The sequence below is a fragment of the Pseudoalteromonas sp. BSi20495 genome, from assembly GCF_000241185.1.
Lineage (GTDB): Bacteria > Pseudomonadota > Gammaproteobacteria > Enterobacterales > Alteromonadaceae > Pseudoalteromonas > Pseudoalteromonas fuliginea.
Map to the genome: position 1 here is coordinate 43,661 of NZ_BADY01000159.1, position 23,122 is coordinate 66,782.

The following is a 23,122-nucleotide window of genomic DNA, read 5'->3' on the forward strand; positions in this document are numbered from 1 at the left end:
CTAAAAATGTCACTAGTGCTTTTTATTGTATGATCTGCTGCTCACTCTACATTGTCTTCTAAATTTGAAGACTCTATTTTTTTTCCTTTATAAATAGTAAACGTTTTTCCGCCAAAGCGGACTTTTCCGCGTTTACGTTCTATCAATGCACTGGGTATTATTTCATTATTAAGTATTTCAACAAATTGCTTTCGTGCGCGATGGATTTGAATATTAACGTGACTTTCACTAATACCTAAATCTTTTGCTAGTTTTTTTACTTGCACCCAACCCTGTACATCAGCCTCAAAATTATTTTGCATGTCATTTAATTTATATCGTGCTAATAGCAAGGTTAAATAATGATGAGAACGCACATCAAAGTCTAATGTAACTTTATTTTTTTTGATTTTTAGTTCGGCTAATTCTTCATCGAGGCTTAGGCTAAAAATGAACTCTAAATTATTATTAGGCTGTCTTTTGAGTTCAACTGTTTTTTCTTGCATGGTGGATTCAGCTTGAAATAAGCACCAACTTTGTCCGCCGATATATAAATTTTGACCATCACTCATTAGGGTCAGAAGGTGATCTTGCATAGTTTCATAATACCAACAGTGCTGCTGTGAGTCGAAAAAGACAATCACTTCAGGTTGCTTATTGTCAGGTAAAAAATGGTATTGCTCTAGAAAAATGACGTCTTCATGCGAGGCATTTTCTGGTAACAATAAGTCTCTTGGTGGGTCGACGCAAATAACTTGATACACCGCATTATTTACTTCAGAAAAACGGATATTATCGCCTTTTTTTAAAGGTATATTTTGATTTTTACTGATTTTTTTATCGTTTAACCAAACGCCATTTTTGCTTAAATCATTTATACACCATTGCTCATTTAGCCATTCAATTACGGCATGAATACGTGTAATTTCAGGAAAATCAAGCAAAGTATCTACAGAGTGTACTAATCTACCAAAGCGGTGGAAAGCACGTAAATAGAATTTACTCTGGGATTCTATATGTTTTAAAACAGCCATGGTTCATCCGTTTTTTCTTATTGATATAATTTATTATACTTAAATAATATCAATAGATTGTAATTATTTAATCTTTGAAGTTACACTAACCATTAAAATGTAAATATTATTGAGTTGCAGTGTGTTTAAATTAGAAGAGCATTACCATAAGCTAAACGTTTTAGCACAAGGAGGTATGAGCAAAGTCTACCTTGCTACTGATTTAAAGTTAGATCGCCAAGTTGCGCTCAAAGTAATCGATTTATCATCTTCAGTTACAGATCAAATACTATTAGAGGCTAAATTATTAGCTTGTTTTAATCATCCAAACATAGTCCAGATTTATAAGACCATCCAGTATGGTGAGCAATTGGTTCTTGAAATGGAATATGTTAAAGGTACAACACTTGAACGTTTGTTAAAAAAACAAGTATTAACCGCACAAGAAAAGCTAGCATTATTAATTGATATAAGTGAAGGGTTGTTAACCATTCACCAGCAAAATATTTTGCACCTTGATTTGAAGCCAAGCAACGTTTTGGTCAATGAAAGTGGTTCAGCTAAAATCGCTGATTTTGGTATTTCACAGATAAAAGATACTTTGCAATCGGAAGAAAACATGAGCTTTGGCAGTTTAACAGCAATGTCTCCAGAGCAGTTAAATGATCAACCGTTAGACTTTAGAAGTGATTTGTTTTCATTTGGATTAATTGCTTATCAATTATTCGCTAATCAACATCCATATAGTGCGCAGTCTTCTGACCTTACTAATAAGTCTATAGCAGAGCAAATAAAAAATAATAAATGCAGTGCTAATGCATGCGCTATTACGGGTATCCCAGAACCATTGGGGCTACTTATAAACCGTCTTCTTTCTTATAATGTAAAACACCGACCGTCATCTTGCGTAGAAGTTACTGATGAATTAAAACGTATTTTATTGTCGCTAAATGGTAATAGTGAAACTATTTCTATGGCAGACATTCATTTAGCTAGCAAACACAAACAAAGGAATAAGTGGGGCATTTTTGCATTATTGTCATGTATTACCATCAGTTTACTCAGTGTGAGCATTTGGTATTGGCAAGCAAATAAACCCAAAACTTACGTTGCAGTGTTACCTGTCGAATTTAGTAAAACAACCAAACTCTTAGATGCTCAAAAGCAAGTGCTTAACTTGGCAATTAATGATGCTATAGCGCATTACTTATTAAATCACTCTGATTATGCATTAATCTCAAAAACTGAAATACGACAAACTCAAAAATTATTAGGCAAAGACACAAATTTAGCCACTTTAGGCCAGGCACTTAATTCGGATCAATTACTTGTTACGCACTTAGATTGCACTCCACTTTCTTGTGATATCAATTTAAGCCTACTGAATGGGGGAAATGCGACGCTAATTCGTGAAGAAAGAAGTGCAAGTGATACTGAAAATTACATGGGAATTTATAATTTAGCGAGTAGTTTTGTTGAAAAATTATACACAGGTAATGCTGCGAGTAGGCAAACACTAAAAAAAGAGAGTGAGTTTTTAGATCAATATGTGAATTTAGTACGTGTAGTGTCAAATAATTCGCGTGATGCGGAATCTTTAATGGCAGATGCTGAGAATTTGATTTTACACAGTCCCGAGTTTACACCTTTATATCCACTGTATCGTAAAATCGTACTTCGTCAGTATGATAAAACACATGATCCCGAAATTATAAAAAAATTAAAACAAACCTTAAATACTTTACCTCGTACTTATCGTAATAGTGCTGCTTACTTAATTGATATGTTAGAAGTTCATCAGCATGTTAAAGATAAGTATAATGCGGAAATTGTGATACAAAAAATTCAGGAGTCAGATCTTGAAGAGTTTCAAAAACAAACATTACTAGCAATTTACTATAAAAGAAATGGTGATTTAGCGCGTTCCTTAACGCATGCAAAGCTCGCTTATAAAATAAGGCCAACACTTGTTGCAACACGGAATCTAGCTATTGCCCACCTTATGCAAGGCAATAATCAAAAAGCAGCAGAGTATTTATCAAAAATACTTACCTACACACCTAATGATTTTATTACGCTACAAACGCTCGCAGATATTTCATTGTTATCAGGTGACCTAGCGGAAGCTGAAATTAACTACCAGCGATTAATTTCAGCAGGGACTGCTATTTCATCAACATATTCAAATTACTCTATTGTGTTGTCTTTAAAAGGGGAGTTAAAAGATGCATTACACCATGCCCAAAAGGCAGCAGAACTCTCCTCTATAAATAGTACGCAACAGCTCAATCTAGCTGATATTTTATATATGTTAGATAAAAAGGAACTGGCTTTTGATATTTATAAAAAGATAGATCGACAGATAGCAGACGATACACAAGTTGTTGAGTTATTATTAGAAAAAGCGCAAGCCCAGGTTCATTTGAATAAAGGGCAAGAAGCGATGATCAGTATCGATCGTGCTTTAGCTCAAAGTTCTGAATTAAGCGAAGTATACTTTGTGAAAGCTATGATTCAGGCCATTTTAGGAGAGAAGTACTCAGCGGTTGCATCTGTAGAGCAAAGTATTAAAAAGGGATGGAGCCCCACTTTTTATCGACTTGGTTGGTTCAAGCCGTTATGTACAGAGAGTAAGTTTCAAAAACTCTTAGGCAAAGAGAATTATGATTCTCTCTGTACATAAAATCCCTAGTGTGGTTCCATGTCTTGAAGAATCACTCGCGGATCTTGAGAAAAATAACGCATTGTTGGTTCTTGATTAGCTGTGTTTTTAGCGACAAGACGGAAGTTTACTTCATAGTCTGCGCTCTCACTTAGCATACCTGAAACAGCTTCGTCTGGATTGTCAGCGAGATCTGTTGCTAGCTGAGCAGGTAATGCGTGGGCAGGAATGATACTTGAGATAGACACTATAAGTGATTGACCGCTATTGGCCACTATACTTGTTAATTGATAATTAAAATTATCTTTAGCATCAGAGAAATAGGTGCCATTTTCAGCGAATTCCCATCCTAGACAATCAACCAATTCATAATATAAATTGACGGCTTGGCCTGCCTTTAATGCTTTATAATCAATACAAATATTTTCACTCTCTCCGCCCGTAGGGCTAAAAATGTTCCATTGTCCATTTTCTGTAGGAATAACTCGAAAGCTAAGATTATTCATTTTAATATCCTGTTTTAGGGTTAATAAATGTCATTATAGTTGTTTTACAGGTTAAATAACCTGCGCTTAGGTAAAACATATACTCCAGTGAGCATAGCGTTTTTTATACATAAATTGCCATTGAGCAAACTAGTTATTTACTCGGCAATTAACATCATTTATGACTTTGGTTGCCTTACTATCAAGGTGACGTACAAAACATTGCTCGTTTTTAATCATTAACTCAAATTGATCGGGCATGTTGAGTTGCTTGCCCATAATCGGGTTACCCAAAGTGTCTTTTTGATTAAGTCTATCGAGCGTTACCGTACTACTTGTTAAAAATACGTCATCAGCTAATTGTATCTGCTGACTATGAAGTAGTAGAGCTATAACCTCGGCTACAGCCTCACTATTTGGTTCTACCAATAATGCATGTTGCAGCTTAGGTGTCGACTCAGAGCTTTGTGCTGAGCACCCAGTAAGCGTACACATTATGATAGCTGTGATTATTAGTAAACGCATTTGCATAGCCTACCTTATGTTATCGCTGAGAATAATATTTTGATTAAGCATGGTTTGCACTCGGGTATCTTCTACCTTTGGTGAATCATCTACAATTGATGGAGCAAAACCCTGCTTGCTACTGGTAGAGCTTGGCGCAGGACAGCTTTCTGTTGTGCGATAGCTAAGTGCCGTTTTGAGTAGTGCTTCATTAGCATCACCTAAGGAAGTAGTAAAATCATCTGCAACGGCACAGCCTGCTATTAATACAGGCTGGAGTGCGTTATCTAATGTATTTTGTGGTGCAAAACCATCTGAAAATTCACCAAAGCCTTTATTGTTCTCGCCGGTAAATTGAATGGTGAAATAAGTTGTATCGCAATTATCTGTTGGGTAAAAGCCATATGGTTTTCCACAAGTACCTGAACCCACTTGAATCACCTCTACATCTGCGCCGCGTAGACCATTAATAATGGCTTCACTGGCAGAACAAGTGCTGCTGGTTGTAAGCACAAATACACGATTTAAGTTAAGTGTTGGCAAAGGTGTACCCGGTGTAATACTTGGGTTGCTCTCAAATCCCACAAATTGATTGGTAAAAGACATTGGGGTAAGTGCTTGCCCTGTTATTGGGTTGGTATTTGGGTTTTTATCGTTAAAAATAGTACGTTCAAAAACCTTACCTTGTGTATTACTATTACCTGCAATCATATAAGCAATTTGGCTTGCCATTTGTAAAAGCCCACCACCGTTATAGCGTATATCGATGACTAAGTCTTTAATGTCGCTTGCAGCAAGTTGGTTAAATGCGTTGTATAGTTGCTCTTCAGCAATTGCATTATGGCTATTAAATTGAAAATATCCAACCTCTCCATTCGCTAAGTCAGTCCGTACATTACTTACCGGTTGCGAGGTTATATTTTGCGACGTGAGGGTAACAGTACGGTTTTCGTTGGTGTTGATATCTTTAAATACAAACTCAGTTACTTTACCTGTTTGCGTAGGGAATAAACCTGCATTAATAACACTAACATCATTTGATGAGTTGGTATTTACAAAATCAATACCATCTACTTCAACTAACTCAAATCCACGTGTTAGGTTTTGGTTACTTGCCGGAGTATTGGGCTGCGTATAACTTATTATGGCTTGGCGAGGTGCGCTAGACGCTAGAATTTTTATATTGAAACCGTAGCCATAACTTACGCCTGCTTGATTTTGGCGTTCCCACTCATCGGTAGGTAAATTAAAATGAAAGTTATCCTTTTTTGCACCCGATTCGGTGAGTTCATTGGTTTTTAGTTGTTCAAAGTAATCAAGGACTCCACTCGTAAGAGCTGGGTCAGTGTCGATAATTTCATCATACCAAAGGTATGTTTCGTTACTCCATGAACGTAGCCAGTTCTTCTCATCACTTGCTTGGCACTGGCCTTTAAATTGACTAGCGCGAGCAAATTCATTGGCGGTCCAAGTTGTTGTATTTGAGCCAATAGGAGTGACACTATTACTGTCATTTAAACTTCCGCCACCGCCACATGCGCTTAAGATGCTAATAAGTGTTAAAGGCAGAATGGTTTTTGCAATATTTAACTTCGTAGGAATGAACATGTGAAGGCTCGCTTTTTATACTATTACGTAAATATAGCGGTTTTTATTTATACTAGATAGAGATGTTTGGCATTTTTGTAGCTTAACTGGTACCAGATGTGATCGCTGTTACACAACCCCAAATGAGCATGCCATAAATTGTTATAGCTGGAGTTAATTTGGCAAACGGGGAAATTACTGGCAAACATAATCCGTTGCTCACCAAAATGCTGAAAAATAATATCAAAACACGTAATTTGCTGTTGGTTATTTAGCGACAGAAGCTCAAACCCTGAAAACTTAATTGCAACGTTACAATTTTTGGCTAATAGTTCAATACCTTGTTGCCAAAGTACTATATTGCTTGGTAATCCAGCATGATTAATTACAATCTGTAGATGTGGGAGTTGCTTCGCGTAATACGCTAATTTTTTTACTATTGGTATATTTTCAAGCTCAAGCTGCGCTTCAAAATGCAGATTCAAGTGGCTTAATATTTTAAGATTATCTAAGCAAAAACTGTTTAATAAGCGTGCTGCATCATTGCCTTCGGTAATATCTCTGATCCCGGCTAACGTTGGGTGTATAAGGTTTTTTAGCGTACGTTCAAATGACTCACTGTCTTGATCAATTTGTATAAAGCTAATCGCTTTATAGGCAATATTACTTAAGTGTTTATCAAGCCATTTTAACTCATTAATAGGTGCGCTGTTATCAAATCCAGCTTCTATATGCACTAAGCCAGAAAGTTCGAAATCAGTGCTTTCAATAAGTTGTTCTGCGCTAATTTGCTGTTTTATTTTATCTAAATTTGGCCATGTTGGCGGATTGGCGCCCTGCAACCATAAATACTGACCCTCAATTAAATTAAAGAAATGGACATGCGGGTCAATTATTTTTGTACTCATTGGGCAGTATAGCCACCGTCAATACTTTGTAGGCTGCCAGTAATAAAGCTGGCATCGTCGCTTGCTAAAAAGCTCACAAGAGCGGCAACTTCGTCGGCTTGCCCCAATCGGTTAAGCGGTTGAAGGCTTGCTTCTTCGGCAACTATCTCGGCCTTGTTTGCACCACTTTTTTTACAGTACGCATCTATTGCGTTATGAAATAGCGGGGTCTCTATCGTGCCAGGGCATACGGCATTTGCTCTAATATTGAAACTCGCGTAATCAAGCGCTGTTGTTTTTGCCATAGAGGCAAGGGCGTGTTTGGTCAGGTTATACGCAAAAGAGTTTTGCTTACCTATAAGCGCCTGATCGGAAGCGACTAATATAATAACGCCGTTATTTTGCGCTTTCATGCTAGGCAATACACTTTGTACTGCCGCATAAGCGCCTTTAACATTAAGCGCAAACAGCGCATCGAGAGTTTGCTCGTCGGTGCTTTGTATATTTGCGCTTAAATGCTTTCCTGCATTAGAAACAAGTACGTCTATTCGTTGCGATTGCTCGTATATAATATTAATACAGCTACGTACGGCTGTTACATCACTGACATCGCACTGATGGAATATACCGTATTCACTAGGCTCTATATCGAGGTTATGAACTTGGTAACCACTGTTTAGCAAGCGTTTAATTACTGCTAAACCAATGCCTTTTGTTCCGCCGGTAACAACAGCAACTTTAGCCATATTTGATCCTAATTAGTAAAGGTGATTAGTGAGAGTGGCCACAGCCGCCTTCAGCGTGCACATGTCCGTGAGAAACTTCTTCACTTGTTGCTTCACGTACAGAGATGATTTCCACATCAAATGTTAGCGTTTTACCCGCAAATGGGTGGTTTAAATCACAATCTGCGTTAAAGCGACCTACTTTAACAATAGTCACTTGATGACGACCTTGGTTAGAACTTACCATTGCTGTCATACCAGGTTTCCATACTTTAACATCGCCTTGTAAGTGCTTAAGCGGGATGCGTTGAATTAAGTCATCAACACGCTCGCCGTACGATTCACTTGGCTCTAGCGTTACACTAAACTTCTCACCAGCTTGTTTGCCTTCAAGTGCTTTTTCTAAACCAGGAAGCATGCCTTCGCTACCATGAATGTAAGTGAGTGGTGCTTCATTTGTGCTACTTTCTACTTGTTCAGTGCCTTCACTGAGTGTGTAGTGAAATTCAACAGCTGAATTTTTACTGATTTGCATGCTTATCTCTTTAAATTTGACTATGTTGAGGCTGATTTTACGCGAAATATACTTGTTTATAAACTTAACGTGGCTGATTTAGTGTTTTTTGTAAATCTAGCAGTAAATCTTTTTTATTGGTGCTGCTTTTTGCTTTTCAGCCTGGGGTATAAACAGCACTAATTGAGTGCCTGGCTTTAAAATGCTTGATGCAGAGAGCTTATTCCATTTTGCCAAGTCGCTATGAGGGACATCATAAAGCTGACTTATACTCCAAAGGCTATCGCCTGACTTAACTTCGTAATCTATTTCAATGGTGGGGATCGCAATCTCTTGGTGCTCTAAATAAGGGCTAATTTTGTAATCAACAGTTAATGTGCTTGGCAGGGTTTTAGGTCGTCCAACTAATAACTTTTCTCCAACGCCGATTAAATTGTTATTTTTATTATTAAGTTGTTTTAGAGCTTTTACCGACATACTAAAACGCTTAGCGATACCATAAAGCGTGTCGTTTTGTTTAACGATGTACTCTCCAGCAAAGTTTGATTTAAAAAACTGACTTTTTAATAATGCCTCTTGCCCTATAGGAAGCAGTAAAGTGTGCGGCCCGTTAGGTGAGCTTTGATTTTTTAAGTACCCCTGATTGATTGCATGTAACTGCTTGGAGCCTATACCAGAGAGCTTAGCAATAACTGAAAAGTCAAACTGCTGGCCTATATTCATCTGTGTTGTAAATGGCTTATATGCAAGCTTTGGGCGCTTAATGCCTTTTTGTGGGTGTTTAACTAAATAGCTTAAAGCGAGTAACTTGGGGACGTAGTCAGCGGTTTCTTTTGGCAGACTGAGCGACCAGTAATCGCTGCTTTTACCGCGCTTTTTGTTTTTTTCGATTGCGCGTTTAACACGGCCCTCACCACTGTTATAAGCGGCCAAAGCGTGTAGCCAATTACCATCAAAGCGTTTATGTAAGTAGCTTAAGTAATCAAGTGCAGCATCGGTTGAAGCAAGTACGTCTTGGCGCCCGTCATACCATTGGTCTGACTTAACTCCAAAGTGATGCGCCGTTGCGCCAACCAGCTGCCAAACACCAACAGCTTGCTGTGATGAGGCTATCGTTGGTCTAAAATCGCTTTCTACAAATGGTAGTAAAGCGAGCTCCATAGGTAGTTGCTTTTGCTCAATTTTTTTTACTATGTGATACAGGTACGGCGCTGCGCGTTTGTTTACAGCACGTAAGTAATTGGGTTGCTTTAAATACCAATTTATACGTTGCTTTAAAGCTCGGTTTTGATCAATTTTAAAATGCAGGCTCTCGGCAATGTGAACCCATAGGTCAGTTGCTTTGGGAGAAGGCTTTTTAATGTTTACTTTTTTATGTAGTAATACTGTGTTCTGAGGCTTTACTTGAGCATCTTCAATTATACGTTGATCCGATTTGTCTAAAAAAGTGTGTTTTGGCTCAAAGTGAGTAAATATTTTTGGCGTTTCTTGAATTTCTGATTCAGTTGTTTCACAACCGAATAGAAATAAAACTAAAAAACAGAGAGACAAGCTGCGCATAATGTTCACTTTTGTAAATTCCTTTTACTATTTTAACACAGTCCATTGTGTTGAGTTATTTTGCGTTTTTCGCGCGAGCTAATCCTGATTGCAAAAACAAATTGCTCGATTTTGCATTTAAAGATTCTTCTGTGTAAGGTTTCATTACTTTTTCAGGAAACGATAACACAAGTTGTTCTATCGTTTGATCGTTGTTTTTGTTCACATGCTCAGTAATAGCGGTTAGAAATGCTAACGGCTGTTTGAGTTGAGCTCTGTCAAGTATACCACCATGCCCAGGTATAATCAGCGCAAGATTTTCATCGTCAATGTATTGTTTAAGCAGCGTTTGCCAGCTTTTAAATTCGCCGTGCCCAGGATAAGGGAGCCAGTCAACAATGTCGCCACCAATTAAAATACGACCGCTATTAGTTGTGAGTGTTAAGTCACCACTTGTGTGGGCTTGATGGGCGTTTAAGGTTACTTTAAAACCCCCTAAATCAAGAGTTTTATTTTCATCAATAATAATTTCTGGCGACTTTAGTTGATATTCTTGCCAGCGAAAAAGGCGTTTTTTTGCAAGCTCCAACTTTTCACGCCATTGTGCTTGTTCTACTTTTGAAATACCTGCTAAGCGTTGGTAACTCAGCTCTATACTTTTCTTGTAACTATCGAGTTGGTCATTAAATGCTTTTTGGTAGCGATTAAAATCGCTATTTACTTGCTGATGCACAATTAGTTTTGCATCAGGGTAGAAGTGTTGCATAACCGCCATACCGAGTAAATGATCATCGTGGTAATGCGAAGCAACTAAGTAGCATAATGGTGTTTTTAGGTGTTTTTTTAGGTCATTAGCTAGCTGTTCCACAGCAGCAAAATTACCGCTTGCATCAACAAGTAGTGCACACTTGTCACCTTCGATAAGTACTTGGTTAGAGTCGTAAAAACGCAGCTTTTTTTCTTGTTCTAAAAATTGGATATTAGCATTAATAGTTACCCAATTGACTGCGCCATAAGTTGTTGGCGCTACGAGTAATAAAGAACATGCTAGTAGTAAGTATTTACATGAAGCGATTATATAAGATAGGTTTAACTTCATCCTGTGTCTCTACGCTATTATTTAATTATGCTAATAATAAACAAAAAGCGCAGTTTGCGCTTTTTATTTTTGATGTGAGGGGTCATTTGCCAAATGCTGACTTAGTTTGTCAACGAGTTGGTCTTGTTGCTGTTGCTCAACTGTAGCCTGTGTTTTTGCTTCTAGCAATTCGTGGCTTAAGTTTAACGCTGCCATAAGTAAGGCTTTTTGATCATTTCGAACTGAAGAGCGTTGTTTCATTTGCTCCACCAAATCATTAAGGTTTTTAGCTGCTGCTATTAGTGCCTCTTCTTGTCCTTCAGGACAAGCAAATTGCTGCTCTTGACCTAGCAACTCAACAGTGACCCGCTGGTTTTGCAGCTCAGACATTAGCTAGCCTGTTGTGCACTTTGTAATTTATCAAGAAGACCAGATAAAGTTGTGCTGGCATCTTTTTGTTTTTCTTCGTTTTCAATAGCTTCTAGCTGTAATAACTCGTTTTCATCTGCTAGTTTGCTATTTTGTTCTTTTAAGTTTGAAACATCAGTTAGCAATTGATTATTACGATCAATTAGTGAATCGATCAGTTGTTCGAGTTGTTGAAGAGTGTTGTTATTCATAAAGGCGCTCATATAACTGTAATTAATGTCATGCAAATGTAAAGCAAAGTGTATTGATTTGCCAGCATTTACGGTGGTTTTAGCTGATTTTTCTTCTGCGTTAAGGGATAATTCAGCGTGAAGGCTTTTTCATTCATAAATGGTTCACTCTCAGTTGCCAAAGTATAGTGCTTATGGTTCACTGTTTTTTATTAAATAGCGTATGGCGAAAATAAATAATGCTTAGTTATAGACACTCATTTCATGCTGGTAACCCTGCCGATGTACTCAAACATTTAGTGTTAGCGCAAGTACTAGGTTATCAAACAATTAAAGATAAACCACTTGATTACATAGACACACACTCAGGCGCAGGTTTTTTTGAATTAGCCGCAGCTGATTCGCAAAAAACACAAGAATATCAAGATGGTATAGAAAAGTTGTGGCAGCATAAAAGTGAACACGCTGCGCTTAATGAATATATAGCGTTAATTAAATCGTTTAATGAAACAGATGAACTTGCATTTTATCCGGGCTCACCAAAGATTGCTGAGCACTTTTTACGTCGTCACGATAAAGGATGGTTTTTTGAGCTGCATCCGCGCGATTTGTTATTACTTGAAGAGAATATGCAAGGTAAACGATCTATTCGTGTACGTGGTGAGAATGGATTTACTGGATTGGTAGGCCTTTTGCCACCTGCTTCACGCAGAGCATGTGTATTGATCGACCCACCATATGAAATTAAGGATGATTATGAAACGGTTGTTACTACTTTAATCAAAGCGTACCAGCGTTTTTCGACAGGTACTTATATGATTTGGTATCCTGTAGTGGATAGGGAACGTATTGATAATATGGAGCAAGGTTTAATAGATTCAGGTATGCGTAATATTCAATTATTTGAATTGGGCACTGAAGATGACACCGATGTACACGGCATGACCGCATCTGGCATGATAGTCATTAATCCGCCATGGAAACTAAAGCAAACTATGGATGCAGTGCTACCAGAGCTCATGACTTTATTAAGCAAGCCGAGTGGCTTTTATCGTAGTGAACAATTAGTAAATGAATAGCTGAAATGTTAAATAAAAAGCGCTGTGCAATACAGCGCTTACTTTTATGCCTTATTTTTTAACGTATTTAGTTAAAATAACAATACGTTGACCATCAACTCGCCCTTCAATATGTTCAGGATTACTCGTTAAGCCAATATTGCGTACTGCGGTACCGCGTTTAGCGGTAAGGCTACTGCCTTTAACGTCTAAATCTTTAATAAGTGTAACGGTATCGCCAGCTTGAAGTACCACACCGTTGCTATCAACATGTTTAACATCGTCATCTTCCGCAAGTGCTTTTTTAGCCCAAGCAAGTGTATCTTCTTCAAGGTAAATCATGTCGAGTGCGTCTTGTGCCCAGCCATTATCAGGCGCTAAGCGCGAAAGCATTCTGTAAGCTACAACTTGTACTGCGGGTGTTTGGCTCCACATGCTGTCATTTAAACAGTGCCAATGTGTTGGTGTTAATTCGCTACTGTTTTCGATTTGATCTTTACAGGTTTGACATGTGTAAATACATTTATCTGAATGAGTTTCTGTCACAGGAGGTACTTCGTATACAGAAAGGTTTTCGGTTGCTGCACATAATTCACATTGATTACTACTGCGTTCAATTAAGGCTTTTTCAATACTCATGAAGGTTCTTATTTAAGTGAAGTTTACATTTGGCGTTATTATACCCTAGCAGGGCTGCTGAACGCTATAAGCCCCTTGGTTTTGTAAGGGTATATTATTCATGCGGGGGTTTTTAATTTCTGAACCCTAGGCCTGCTTATCTTTCGAGGTTAAATTTACAGCAGTCAGTTTGGTATTTAGGCGAGGCAGAGCCTATGGTGTGTGGTTATTCTCATAAATAGCCCCTCGATTGAACAAATTTCAATCCACAAAGGTCAACAAGCCCAGTTGTTTATTCTTTTTGTAAGGCGTTTATGCAATATGTGTAATGTGTCTGCGGGAGGTTTGATAATAAAAACGATGGCAATAGATCGCTATTTTATATTTAGTTGAGCATCCTTTTATATGATTTACTTTTAGTTGTTTGCAATGATTAAGATATTTTTACTATACTTTTAATTTGTCACATGTATTAAAGTAACTATATAAGTGCTAATTGCACACATGAACTTACAGGCTAAACCTATTGAAAGTGTCTAATACACCAACTTTAACTCCTACTCTTACGCAGTATGTAGCAAGACAACCCATATTTAATGCTGAAAAAGAGGTTTTTGCGTATGAGTTGCTGTATAGGAATTCATCAAATAACGCCTTTCCAGTAGGTACAAGTGATGAACATGCAACGAGCCGTTTATTTTTTAATACGCTTATGTTGGTAGGTGCTGAAAAGCTTACTGCGCATCAACTGGCATTTATTAATTTATCAACGGATGCATTACTCGATGACTTCCCTAAATTATTAAATCCTGAAATGACGGTTATTGAAATTGTAGAACGCACAGTGAATATAGATGAAGTAGCTAAACGTGTTACGTCATTAAAAAAAGAGGGGTACACTTTTGCACTTGATGATTATGATGGCGATGCAAAGTGGGAGCCATTATTAGCACTTGTTAGTTATATAAAAATAGAGGCCGATGAGCCCATAATAAAAACTAATATGCACGTAAAAAAGCTTAAGCGTAAATACCCTCACTGTAAAATTATTGTTGAGCGTATAGAGACACACGAGCAGTTTAAAGTACTAAAAACTGCTGGATGTGACTTATTTCAGGGGTTCTTTTTTGCTCGTCCAGAAATGCTAACTTACAGTGGTATCGATCCTTCAAAAGTTACTGTGTTTGATTTACTTAAATCAACGTCAAAAGAGTCTTTATGTTTTGAGGAGATACATCAGCGTGTAGCCAGAGATGTTGGTATTACCACGCGTATTTTGAAATTAGCTAATGCACGCTCAGGAAATAGTAATTTAGTAATTACGTCTATTTCGCAAGCTGTAGTGTATCTAGGCGAAGACGTTATTCGCCAGTTTGTCCGCGTACTAGCTCTCAGTGACTTAGGTATAGATAAACCGACAGAGCTCACTAAATTTGCACTTGTGCGAGCAAGGTTAATAGAGTTAATTTTAACTGAAGAAAGTCGTGATTTGGCTCAGCAAGGCTATTTAGTTGGGTTGTTCTCAATGCTTGATGCCATTTTGGATATTGAATTAAATAGTATTGTTAAAGAATTTACACTAAACAAAGATATCACTGATGCTTTATTACATGGCTCTGGGGTGCTAGGCGATTGCTTAATTCTTGCCAAAGCTATCGAAAATAAAAACTGGTCATTAGTTGATACAACCTTAAAAGAAATCAATCCACAGCTCCCAATTGAGAAACTTTATAACTTTGTTTTAGAGTCGATGCTTTATAGTGATGATGTAATAGAGGTTGTGGTTGATTGAATATGCGTAATTGGTTGTCGGTTATAAGTGTAGTGGTTGCTCTTTGTTTATTGTTTCCTGGTATTACAAAACCAGTATTAACAATAGAGGGCAACATAGATAAATCAAAGTTAGCGCAAGCGGGTATTGAAATGCTGGCTGAAGAGGGTGATGGCCGGACTCGCAGCATGCTAATGATGTTCTCGAATATGCTAGGGCTTGATAAGTTAGAGGGCGAGATTAGCGCCTATAACAAAACACAAAGTATTTTAGGTACAGTTAAAGAACTTGCTAATAATAACAATTTACTTGTAGCTGCTTTAGTGGGGTTGTTTTCTATTGTTATTCCAAGCTTGAAGCTGCTATTACAATTGCTTTATTGTTGCCTACCTTTGAATGGGTTTAAGCAAAAGCTCGGTCTGGTTATTTGTGCATTAAGTAAGTGGAGCATGGTTGATGTATTTGTTATTGCATTAATAGTGACTTATCTAGCAGGTAACGCTCATGGTAAAAGTGGTGAGCTACTTGTTATGAATGCACAATTTGGTGAGGGCTTTTGGTATTTTAGCGCATATTGTATATTTGCAATTATAGCGAGTAACTTAATTAAAACACCTGATAAACCGCAGTCTACATAATTAAAGTATTTGTGGTTGCCGTTAGGTTATCTTACAATCATTTTAAAATTTATTAAAAGGCATAATGTTGCAACGTTTTTACTCTAGTTTACTCATGATAACTTTACTGCTCACTTTTGTGGGTCAGGCAGTTGCGTCTGTAGCTATGGTATGCGAAATGCCACATATGCCAACAAAAACAGCAATGCATGCCCAAATGCCAATGACACACAGTAGTGATGCAACAGCTGTTGCTAGCATGTCTGAAAATATGATGCAGATGGATTGTTGCGACGACGAAAGTACGCCACAAAATGATTGCAAATGCCCTATGAGTGGCTGCGCTGCTAATTCAATGCTTAATGTTGATACTTTATTTAGCGTTATTTTACTTGAATCTGAAAAAGTAAATATAAGTGTATTTACTACACAAATTAATATACCTCGTTCACTCTACCGTCCTCCTATGTCTGCTTAATAGCAGGATAGGTGTAATATCAATTTTATTGAAAACATGCTCATTTTAGGAACTAAATAACTCTCTAACTGCGTTAAAAATTACTTATATAAAGCAACTATACTGCGTAATTTTTTCCTTTTTATAGAGCTATTTCCCTACCGCAATAATAGAACATTAATTCAATGCAATTGATATAAAAGGTTTTTGTAAAACTCCTAAACACCTTTTTTGCTTCCTAATTTAAGATTTTCTTTATTTTTAGATGGAGCAGGTGATGAACCACGCTGTAAGTATTAAAGCCGTATTATGTAGTGTTGTGTTATTTAGCACAGCTGTTAATGCGCAAAACAATTCAAATAACCTAAATATCGATACGCTAAAGCAAGCCCGCAATGAGCGAACGCTTAGCTTAACGCAAGCGCTTAATTATGCACTAACGCATGAGCCATGGCTAAAAGCGAGTGGCTACCAAGAAGATGCCGCAATAGCGCAAAGTATTGCCGCAGGCACCTTACCCGATCCTGTTTTAACGGTTGGCTTACTTAACTTACCTACTAACGGTTATGCGTTTGATCAAGAAGGGATGACGCAGCTTAAAGTCGATTTGAGCCAAAAGTTTAGCCGAGGGAATAGTTTAGCACTTAAACAAAAGGCATTAGCTCAGTCTGCTCAACAATATCCTTGGCAGCGCGCCGATCGCTTAGCACAAGTAAAAGCAATTGTGATTGAGTCGTGGTTAAACGCGTATCGTGCTCAGCGAAGTATTGCTTTAATTGAGCAAGATAAAGGGCTATTTACTCAGCTTATTGAAATTACCGAAGCAAGCTACGCAAGTACCTTAGGTAAAACACGCCAGCAAGATATTATTCGTGCGCAATTAGAGCTCACTCGCCTTGAAGATAAGCTGGTTATGCTTGAGCAGCAATTTGAAAGTGCTAAAAACCGTTTAGCACAGTGGTTACCTATGAATATGCTTATGCAGCCTTTAAATGCCGAATTTACTAAAATCACAGGGCTGGTTGATTTTGCAAACATTGAATTTGATAAATTAATACAGTTGCTTATGGCGCATCCCGCAATTATTGCGATAGACAAAACCGTCACCGCAAAGCAAACCGAAGTTGCGCTCGCTAAGCAAAGCTACAAACCTCAAATGGGCGTTAATGTGGGTTATGGTTACCGAGATGATACGCCTATGGGGGAGTCGCGAGCTGATTTACTTTCGGTAGGGTTTAGTATTGATTTGCCATTGTTTACTGATAACAGACAAGATCAACAGGTTAAATCGGCTATTGCTAGTGCAGAAGCTACTAAAACACAAAAGCTGGTGGCGCTTCAAAAACTCAAAGGCATGTACTTTAAGGAGTTTAGCCAACTCGTTCGTTTGCAAAAACGCGATGCGCTTTATCAAAGTACGTTATTACCGCAAATGTCAGAGCAATCTCAAGCAACACTTAATGCTTATACGCGCGACGATGGGGATTTTTCTGACGTGATGCGCGCGCGTATTAGTGAGCTTAACGCCAAAATAGACGCGCTTAATATTCAAGTAGATCAGCATATTATTACCGCTCGCCTTAATTATTATGCAAGTAGCTTAGACCCCCAAGTAATGAGCGAGCAAACTGGAGAATTACACAATGAATACTAATTTAAAGTTACTTGTTGCTGCCTTAGTTGGTGCGGGCGCATTTGCGTTAATTGGCGCCTTAGTAATGCAGTTTTTACCTAGTAACTCGGCAATGCATGAACAGCAAAGTGCTGAAAAACAGCCCTTATATTGGGTAGCCCCTATGGATAGTAATTACAGGCGTGACGCGCCAGGGCTGTCGCCAATGGGAATGGATTTAGTCCCTGTATATGAAAACGATAGCAATGCTCAGGATGGACCAGGTGCAGTAACTATTTCGCCTGCAGTAGTTAATAACTTGGGGGTAAGAACCGCCAAAGTGCAGCTTAAAACACTTCACAGCGATATAAATACTGTAGGTTATGTGCAATATAACCAAGACCAACTTATTCACATTCATCCGCGTGTAGAGGGCTGGATTGAAAGCTTATATGTTAAAGCGCAAGGTGCCCAAGTTAAAGCTGGTGAGCCTTTATATACTTTGTATTCACCACAATTGGTGAATGCACAGGAAGAGTTTTTATTGGCGGTGAATCGTAATAATACCGTGTTAATTCGCGCAGCAAAGGCACGTTTAGAGTCGTTAAATGTGTCTGATGGATTTATCGAGCGCTTACAAAAAAATAAAACGATAATGCAAAATATTACTTTTTACGCAAAGCAAAGTGGTGTGGTAGATGAGCTAACAGTACGAGAAGGCTTTTACGTTAAACCAGGCACATCAATGATGAGTATTGCTCAGCTTGATGAAATTTGGGTAGAGGCAGAAGTTTTCGAGCGCCAATCAGAGCAAGTGAGCGTTGGTTTACCTGTAACAATGACGCTTGATTACTTAAAAGGTCAAAAGTGGGAAGGTAAGGTTGATTACATTTACCCCGCGCTTGATGCTAAAAACCGGACTCTGCGTGTAAGGCTCAGGTTTGAAAATGCAGATCATCGGTTAAAACCAAATATGTTTGCACAAGTGAGCATTCACGCTAAAGCGAGTAAAGCGCAATTTACAGTCCCTAAAGAAGCGGTAATTCGCACGCAGCATCAAAACCGTGTGGTTATTGCATTAGGTGAGGGGCGTTTTAAATCGGTAGAAGTCGAAGTTGGGCAAATTAATAGTAATGAAGCGGTCATTTTGTCAGGTGTAATGACAGGTGACACGGTAGTGACCTCAGCGCAATTTTTAATAGATTCTGAGTCGAGTAAAAGCTCCGACTTTAAACGAATGGAAATACCTAGTTCTGGTATTAGCTCAGGTATGGGGTCGGATTCTGGTTCAGGCTCTAATATGAACATGGATATGCAGCCACAAAGCGCCACGGTTAACGGCACTATTAATGCCATAGATATACAAAATCGCATTATAAATATTAGTCGAGAAGCCATTGAAAAATGGAATCGAGAACCCGCCACAATGGACTTTGTATTAGCGCCAGATATTGATATTACTCAGTTTGAAAATGCCCAGTATATTAATTTTACTTTTAGCATTATTAATGATGAATTTGTAATCACTAAAGCGCAAAACGCAGAGGCGATTGATCATTCTACTATGCAACCTATGCAACCTATGCAACATAGTTCTCACTAGGAGTCATTATGATAACTGCCATTATTCGCTGGTCTGTTAGCAATCGCTTTTTTGTGTTGTTGCTTACATTAATTTTACTAGGTGGAGGGTTGTTTGCGATAAAAAATACGCCCGTGGATGCCTTGCCTGACTTATCTGATGTTCAGGTCATTATAAAAACTACTTATCCGGGACAAGCGCCGCAAGTAGTGCAAGACCAAGTCACATTTCCTCTCACCACTGCAATGCTTTCTGTGCCGGGTGCACAAACTGTAAGGGGTTTTTCGTTTTTTGGTGACTCGTACGTTTACGTTATTTTTGATGAAAAAACTGATTTGTATTGGGCGCGTAGCCGAGTACAAGAATACCTAAGCCAAGTAGCGAGTAGATTACCCGACAGCGCTACGCCAGAGCTTGGCCCTGATGCAACAGGCGTAGGTTGGATTTACTTATACGCACTAATTGATAAAACAAATAAACACGATATTAGTCAGCTACGAAGCTTACAAGATTGGTTTTTAAAGTTTGAGCTACAAACCGTACCAGGAGTCTCTGAAGTGGCTGCTGTTGGTGGCATGGTTAAGCAATACCAAGTCAATGTAGAGCCCGATAAATTACGTGCATATGGTATTCCGCTTAGCCTTATTCAAACCGCTATCCAGCAAGGCAACCAAGAGATGGGCGCCTCGGTAGTTGAAATGGCTGAAGCTGAATACATGGTAACAAGCACTGGCTACATTAAGAGTGTTGCCGACCTAGAAGCTATTCCGCTTGGCGTAAACGCCAACGGTACTGCGCTGCAATTGCGTGATGTAGCTGATATTAGAGTCGGGCCGCAAATGCGCCGTGGTATTGCAGAGCTTAATGGTGAAGGCGAGGTGACCGGCGGCATCGTTATTATGCGCTATGGCGAAAATGCACAAAAAACTATTGAGCTGGTAAAAGCAAAATTAGAATCGCTTAAAAAGGGATTACCAGAGGGCGTTGAAATAGTCCCTGTGTACGATCGCTCCAACTTAATTAATAACGCGGTAGATAATCTAACAAGTAAGCTAATTGAAGAGCTGATTGTAGTTGCTTTAGTGTGTGTGGTGTTTTTGTTTCATGTGCGCTCATCATTGGTGGCAATTATTACGTTACCGCTTGGCATTTTAACGGCATTTATAATTATGTATTGGCAGGGGATTAACGCCAATATTATGTCTTTAGGGGGAATTGCAATAGCGATAGGCGCAATGACCGACGGCGCTATCGTTATGATTGAAAATATGCACAAACATATGGAAAAAACGCCACTTACCAACGAAAACCGCTGGGAAGTTGTGGCTAAATCGGCGAGTGAAGTGGGTCCTGCATTATTTTTTAGTTTATTAATTATTACCGTCAGCTTTATGCCGGTATTTATTTTAGAAGCGCAAGAAGGACGTATGTTTGCGCCACTGGCTTACACTAAAACCTATGCTATGGCAGCGTCTGCTGGGCTTGCGATTACCTTAGTGCCGGTATTAATGGGTTACTTTATTAGAGGTAAAGTTATTTCGGAGCAAAAAAATCCAGTTAACCGATTACTCGTCGCAGCGTATCGCCCACTACTTAACTGGGTGCTTAAATTTCCAAAAATGACATTGGTACTCGCGGTGGTTGTTTCTGTTATTGGCTTTTATCCGGTAAACAAAATAGGCAGTGAATTTATTCCGCCACTTGATGAGGGCGACTTAATGTATATGCCCACAACGTATCCTGGTTTATCGGTAGGTAAAGCGCGCGAAATACTACAGCAAACCGACAAGCTAATTGCCACAGTACCCGAGGTTAAAACAGTATTTGGTAAAGTTGGGCGAGCAGAAACAGCAACAGATCCTGCGCCGCTTACAATGATAGAGACGTTTATTCAGTTAAAACCAAAAAACGAATGGCGCGAGGGGATGACTCTTGAAAAACTAAAAAAAGAACTCGACGGTTTGGTTAAGTTTCCGGGGTTGACGAATGCGTGGGTAATGCCAATTAAAACACGTATTGATATGCTCGCAACCGGTATTAAAACCCCTGTGGGCATTAAAGTTGCGGGACCAAAGTTGAGTGAAATTCAAAAAATTGGTCAACAAATAGAAGTGTTATTAAAAGATGTGCAAGGCACTGCATCGGTTTACTCAGAGCGAGTAGCCGGTGGACGTTATATAAAAGTAGATATAAATCGTGAAAAAGCCGCGCGTTATAGTTTAAACATTAGCGACGTACAGCAAGTTGTATCTACTGCAATAGGCGGCACAAACGTAACACAAACGGTAGAAGGGCAAGAGCGCTACCCAGTTAATTTGCGTTACCCGCAAGCATACAGAGACTCGCCAGAAGAGCTAATGTTGTTACCCATTGTAACGCCTACAGGGCAGCGTATAGCACTTGGTGATGTTGCTGATGTATTTATTGAAGATGGACCGCCTGGTATAAAAAGCGAAAATGCACGTTTAAACGGTTGGAGCTTTATTGATATAGATGGCGTTGATATTGGTACTTACGTTGAGCACGCTCAGCAAGTGCTCGATAAAGACCTAATACTACCAGCTGGCTACTCAATTACGTGGGCTGGGCAATATGAATACATGCAGCGTGCTAAAGACAAACTGACTTATGTATTACCACTTACATTAGCAATAATTATTGTGTTGCTTTACCTTAATTTTAGAAGCTTTGCTGAGGTCACTATTATTATGGCTACGTTGCCACTGGCAATGATTGGTGGCGTATGGCTAATGTATTTAGAGGGCTTTAACTTTTCAGTTGCAGTAGGTGTAGGCTTTATTGCCTTAGCAGGGGTAGCGGTAGAAATAGGGGTCATTATGTTGGTGTATTTAAACCAAGCCTATCAAGAAAAGTGCCTCGAAGCAGAGCAAGCCGGAAAACCGCTTAGCTTAGTGCAATTACAGCAAGCTATTATTGAAGGAGCAGGGCTTCGAGTACGCCCGGTTATGATGACTGTCGCGACCATTATTATTGGCTTGCTACCTGTGCTGTATGGCACCGGTACTGGAAGCGAAGTAATGAGCCGAATAGCAGCGCCTATGGTTGGCGGTATGGGAAGTGCAATTGTACTTACTTTACTTGTTATTCCTGCGGTTTACCTACTGTGGCGCAAACAAGGACTTAAATAATATAAAGCAACAAGACGATAGAGCAGTGCGGTTACTTCCCACGCATTGCTCTATAAAAATTACCTATAATTTGTAAGTTGTTCTGTTAAATAGCTAGTTATTACTCATGCACAAACTAACCGATTGTTTTTAAATAGCTTTTTAATTGGCACGCTTTACGCAGTGTACTACCTATACAGTCAACTAAGTAAGGAATGCACATGCAAGTTAAAACAATTAAAGAGGTATACGATTGGACCGTTTTGTTTCATACACAAATGGCGGCCAATTTTCATAGCGTAAAGGATTTACTTGATGAACATAATGCAATGCTGGTGGACTACTACCTAAATTATGAAAAAAAACTCGCCGAAGATTTGGTCGGGTTTAAGGCGATAACCGAAATAAATACGCTCGATACGTACTGTTATGAATACTTTGCTAAAAACCCTGAGCTAATTACTTTTGAAGATATTAGTAAAGATCAGCAATTTGATGAAGAAGTTATTCAAGGCTATTTAGCACGGCAGCATCAAAAAGTAATTGAGTTATACGAATACTTACTTGAACGCGCCGAAACCCAAAGCGGACAAGAAAAGCTGCAACAAATACTAGAGCTGGAAAAGCAAGGTATAAAGCAAATGATGCAAAGTACGAATCGTCATATGGATATGTAGCTGAAAAAGCGGGGTATTACTGATCCTACT

The 23,122-nt window shown here is 38.7% G+C and carries 21 protein-coding genes; 9 read left to right on the plus strand and 12 right to left on the minus strand.

Annotated elements, in window-relative coordinates; genetic code table 11:
• Positions 1–41: 41 nt before the first annotated feature.
• Entirely contained in the window at positions 42–1,013 is a 972-nt protein-coding gene (locus P20495_RS02285) for an FHA domain-containing protein (RefSeq protein ID WP_007375957.1), read from the minus strand.
• 121 nt (positions 1,014–1,134) lie between these two features.
• Here P20495_RS02285 and P20495_RS02280 point away from each other — a divergent pair, with 121 nt between their 5' ends.
• Positions 1,135–3,675, plus strand: a complete 2,541-nt coding sequence (locus tag P20495_RS02280) for a serine/threonine-protein kinase (protein ID WP_008138857.1) — start codon at positions 1,135–1,137, stop codon at positions 3,673–3,675.
• Between the two features lie 5 nt (positions 3,676–3,680).
• On the opposite strand, the gene P20495_RS02275 is transcribed toward P20495_RS02280, so the two are convergent.
• The 10 genes from P20495_RS02275 to zapB form a co-directional block, all read right to left on the minus strand.
• Positions 3,681–4,160: a hypothetical protein gene (locus P20495_RS02275; RefSeq protein ID WP_008138858.1), complete on the minus strand. Its 480-nt coding sequence runs from the start codon at positions 4,158–4,160 to the stop codon at positions 3,681–3,683.
• Positions 4,161–4,289: 129 nt separating this feature from the next.
• The gene (locus tag P20495_RS02270) at positions 4,290–4,670 is read right to left on the minus strand and encodes a hypothetical protein (protein ID WP_008138859.1); all 381 of its coding nucleotides are present in this window, start codon (positions 4,668–4,670) and stop codon (positions 4,290–4,292) included.
• A 3-nt stretch (positions 4,671–4,673) separates the two neighbouring features.
• The gene (locus P20495_RS02265) at positions 4,674–6,251 is read right to left on the minus strand and encodes a S41 family peptidase (RefSeq protein ID WP_007375961.1); all 1,578 of its coding nucleotides are present in this window, start codon (positions 6,249–6,251) and stop codon (positions 4,674–4,676) included.
• A 47-nt stretch (positions 6,252–6,298) separates the two neighbouring features.
• Positions 6,299–7,138 (minus strand): amidohydrolase, encoded by an 840-nt coding sequence (locus tag P20495_RS02260; RefSeq protein ID WP_008138861.1) that lies wholly within the window; start codon positions 7,136–7,138, stop codon positions 6,299–6,301.
• Complete coding sequence (locus P20495_RS02255) at positions 7,135–7,863, minus strand: SDR family NAD(P)-dependent oxidoreductase (protein WP_008138863.1); 729 nt, start codon at positions 7,861–7,863, stop codon at positions 7,135–7,137. Before P20495_RS02255 ends, P20495_RS02260 begins: the two co-directional genes overlap by 4 nt.
• A 25-nt stretch (positions 7,864–7,888) precedes the next feature.
• Positions 7,889–8,377: a peptidylprolyl isomerase gene (locus P20495_RS02250; protein WP_007375964.1), complete on the minus strand. Its 489-nt coding sequence runs from the start codon at positions 8,375–8,377 to the stop codon at positions 7,889–7,891.
• A 96-nt stretch (positions 8,378–8,473) separates the two neighbouring features.
• Complete coding sequence (locus P20495_RS02245; protein ID WP_374700028.1) at positions 8,474–9,916, minus strand: LysM peptidoglycan-binding domain-containing protein; 1,443 nt, start codon at positions 9,914–9,916, stop codon at positions 8,474–8,476.
• Positions 9,917–9,971: 55 nt separating this feature from the next.
• The gene (locus P20495_RS02240; protein WP_008138867.1) at positions 9,972–10,994 is read right to left on the minus strand and encodes an MBL fold metallo-hydrolase; all 1,023 of its coding nucleotides are present in this window, start codon (positions 10,992–10,994) and stop codon (positions 9,972–9,974) included.
• A 63-nt stretch (positions 10,995–11,057) separates the two neighbouring features.
• Entirely contained in the window at positions 11,058–11,363 is a 306-nt protein-coding gene (locus tag P20495_RS02235; protein ID WP_008138870.1) for a cell division protein ZapA, read from the minus strand.
• Positions 11,363–11,593, minus strand: a complete 231-nt coding sequence (gene zapB, locus P20495_RS02230; protein ID WP_007375968.1) for a cell division protein ZapB — start codon at positions 11,591–11,593, stop codon at positions 11,363–11,365. The genes P20495_RS02235 and zapB overlap by 1 nt, the downstream gene beginning before the upstream one ends.
• Positions 11,594–11,811: 218 nt before the next feature.
• Here zapB and P20495_RS02225 point away from each other — a divergent pair, with 218 nt between their 5' ends.
• Positions 11,812–12,651, plus strand: a complete 840-nt coding sequence (locus P20495_RS02225; RefSeq protein ID WP_007375969.1) for a 23S rRNA (adenine(2030)-N(6))-methyltransferase RlmJ — start codon at positions 11,812–11,814, stop codon at positions 12,649–12,651.
• A 51-nt stretch (positions 12,652–12,702) separates the two neighbouring features.
• Here P20495_RS02225 and P20495_RS02220 read toward each other — a convergent pair whose 3' ends face one another.
• Entirely contained in the window at positions 12,703–13,269 is a 567-nt protein-coding gene (locus P20495_RS02220; RefSeq protein ID WP_007375970.1) for an alkylphosphonate utilization protein, read from the minus strand.
• Positions 13,270–13,774: 505 nt separating this feature from the next.
• Between P20495_RS02220 and P20495_RS02215 the strand changes: the two genes are divergently transcribed.
• The 7 genes from P20495_RS02215 (at position 13,775) to P20495_RS02185 (ending at position 23,092) form a co-directional block, all read left to right on the plus strand.
• A complete protein-coding gene (locus P20495_RS02215; protein WP_007375971.1) occupies positions 13,775–15,040 on the plus strand; it encodes an EAL and HDOD domain-containing protein in 1,266 nt (421 codons plus the stop codon).
• Positions 15,041–15,042: 2 nt separating this feature from the next.
• Entirely contained in the window at positions 15,043–15,657 is a 615-nt protein-coding gene (locus P20495_RS02210; RefSeq protein ID WP_033016366.1) for a paraquat-inducible protein A, read from the plus strand.
• Between the two features lie 94 nt (positions 15,658–15,751).
• Positions 15,752–16,114: a hypothetical protein gene (locus P20495_RS02205; RefSeq protein ID WP_306304990.1), complete on the plus strand. Its 363-nt coding sequence runs from the start codon at positions 15,752–15,754 to the stop codon at positions 16,112–16,114.
• 256 nt (positions 16,115–16,370) lie between these two features.
• The gene (locus tag P20495_RS02200; RefSeq protein ID WP_008138875.1) at positions 16,371–17,747 is read left to right on the plus strand and encodes a TolC family protein; all 1,377 of its coding nucleotides are present in this window, start codon (positions 16,371–16,373) and stop codon (positions 17,745–17,747) included.
• On the plus strand, positions 17,737–19,308 hold the full coding sequence (locus P20495_RS02195) for an efflux RND transporter periplasmic adaptor subunit (protein ID WP_008138876.1): 1,572 nt from the start codon (positions 17,737–17,739) through the stop codon (positions 19,306–19,308). The genes P20495_RS02200 and P20495_RS02195 overlap by 11 nt, the downstream gene beginning before the upstream one ends.
• A gap of 8 nt (positions 19,309–19,316) precedes the next feature.
• Entirely contained in the window at positions 19,317–22,436 is a 3,120-nt protein-coding gene (locus P20495_RS02190) for an efflux RND transporter permease subunit (RefSeq protein ID WP_008138877.1), read from the plus strand.
• Between the two features lie 200 nt (positions 22,437–22,636).
• The gene (locus P20495_RS02185) at positions 22,637–23,092 is read left to right on the plus strand and encodes a hypothetical protein (protein ID WP_008138879.1); all 456 of its coding nucleotides are present in this window, start codon (positions 22,637–22,639) and stop codon (positions 23,090–23,092) included.
• Positions 23,093–23,122: the final 30 nt, after the last annotated feature.

Excerpts from the sequence above, each read along its gene's own strand:
- P20495_RS02200 (WP_008138875.1), top strand. The coding sequence starts at position 16,371 with ATGAACCACGCTGTAAGTATTAAAGCCGTATTATGTAGTGTTGTGTTA.
- P20495_RS02225 (WP_007375969.1), top strand. The coding sequence starts at position 11,812 with ATGCTTAGTTATAGACACTCATTTCATGCTGGTAACCCTGCCGATGTA.
- P20495_RS02245 (WP_374700028.1), bottom strand. The coding sequence starts at position 9,916 with ATGCGCAGCTTGTCTCTCTGTTTTTTAGTTTTATTTCTATTCGGTTGT.
- P20495_RS02240 (WP_008138867.1), bottom strand. The coding sequence starts at position 10,994 with ATGAAGTTAAACCTATCTTATATAATCGCTTCATGTAAATACTTACTA.
- P20495_RS02265 (WP_007375961.1), bottom strand. The coding sequence starts at position 6,251 with ATGTTCATTCCTACGAAGTTAAATATTGCAAAAACCATTCTGCCTTTA.
- P20495_RS02275 (WP_008138858.1), bottom strand. The coding sequence starts at position 4,160 with ATGAATAATCTTAGCTTTCGAGTTATTCCTACAGAAAATGGACAATGG.
- P20495_RS02285 (WP_007375957.1), bottom strand. The coding sequence starts at position 1,013 with ATGGCTGTTTTAAAACATATAGAATCCCAGAGTAAATTCTATTTACGT.
- zapB (WP_007375968.1), bottom strand. The coding sequence starts at position 11,593 with ATGAATAACAACACTCTTCAACAACTCGAACAACTGATCGATTCACTA.
- P20495_RS02235 (WP_008138870.1), bottom strand. The coding sequence starts at position 11,363 with ATGTCTGAGCTGCAAAACCAGCGGGTCACTGTTGAGTTGCTAGGTCAA.
- P20495_RS02270 (WP_008138859.1), bottom strand. The coding sequence starts at position 4,670 with ATGCAAATGCGTTTACTAATAATCACAGCTATCATAATGTGTACGCTT.
- P20495_RS02205 (WP_306304990.1), top strand. The coding sequence starts at position 15,752 with ATGATAACTTTACTGCTCACTTTTGTGGGTCAGGCAGTTGCGTCTGTA.
- P20495_RS02255 (WP_008138863.1), bottom strand. The coding sequence starts at position 7,863 with ATGGCTAAAGTTGCTGTTGTTACCGGCGGAACAAAAGGCATTGGTTTA.
- P20495_RS02210 (WP_033016366.1), top strand. The coding sequence starts at position 15,043 with ATGCGTAATTGGTTGTCGGTTATAAGTGTAGTGGTTGCTCTTTGTTTA.
- P20495_RS02220 (WP_007375970.1), bottom strand. The coding sequence starts at position 13,269 with ATGAGTATTGAAAAAGCCTTAATTGAACGCAGTAGTAATCAATGTGAA.
- P20495_RS02185 (WP_008138879.1), top strand. The coding sequence starts at position 22,637 with ATGCAAGTTAAAACAATTAAAGAGGTATACGATTGGACCGTTTTGTTT.
- P20495_RS02190 (WP_008138877.1), top strand. The coding sequence starts at position 19,317 with ATGATAACTGCCATTATTCGCTGGTCTGTTAGCAATCGCTTTTTTGTG.
- P20495_RS02250 (WP_007375964.1), bottom strand. The coding sequence starts at position 8,377 with ATGCAAATCAGTAAAAATTCAGCTGTTGAATTTCACTACACACTCAGT.
- P20495_RS02260 (WP_008138861.1), bottom strand. The coding sequence starts at position 7,138 with ATGAGTACAAAAATAATTGACCCGCATGTCCATTTCTTTAATTTAATT.
- P20495_RS02195 (WP_008138876.1), top strand. The coding sequence starts at position 17,737 with ATGAATACTAATTTAAAGTTACTTGTTGCTGCCTTAGTTGGTGCGGGC.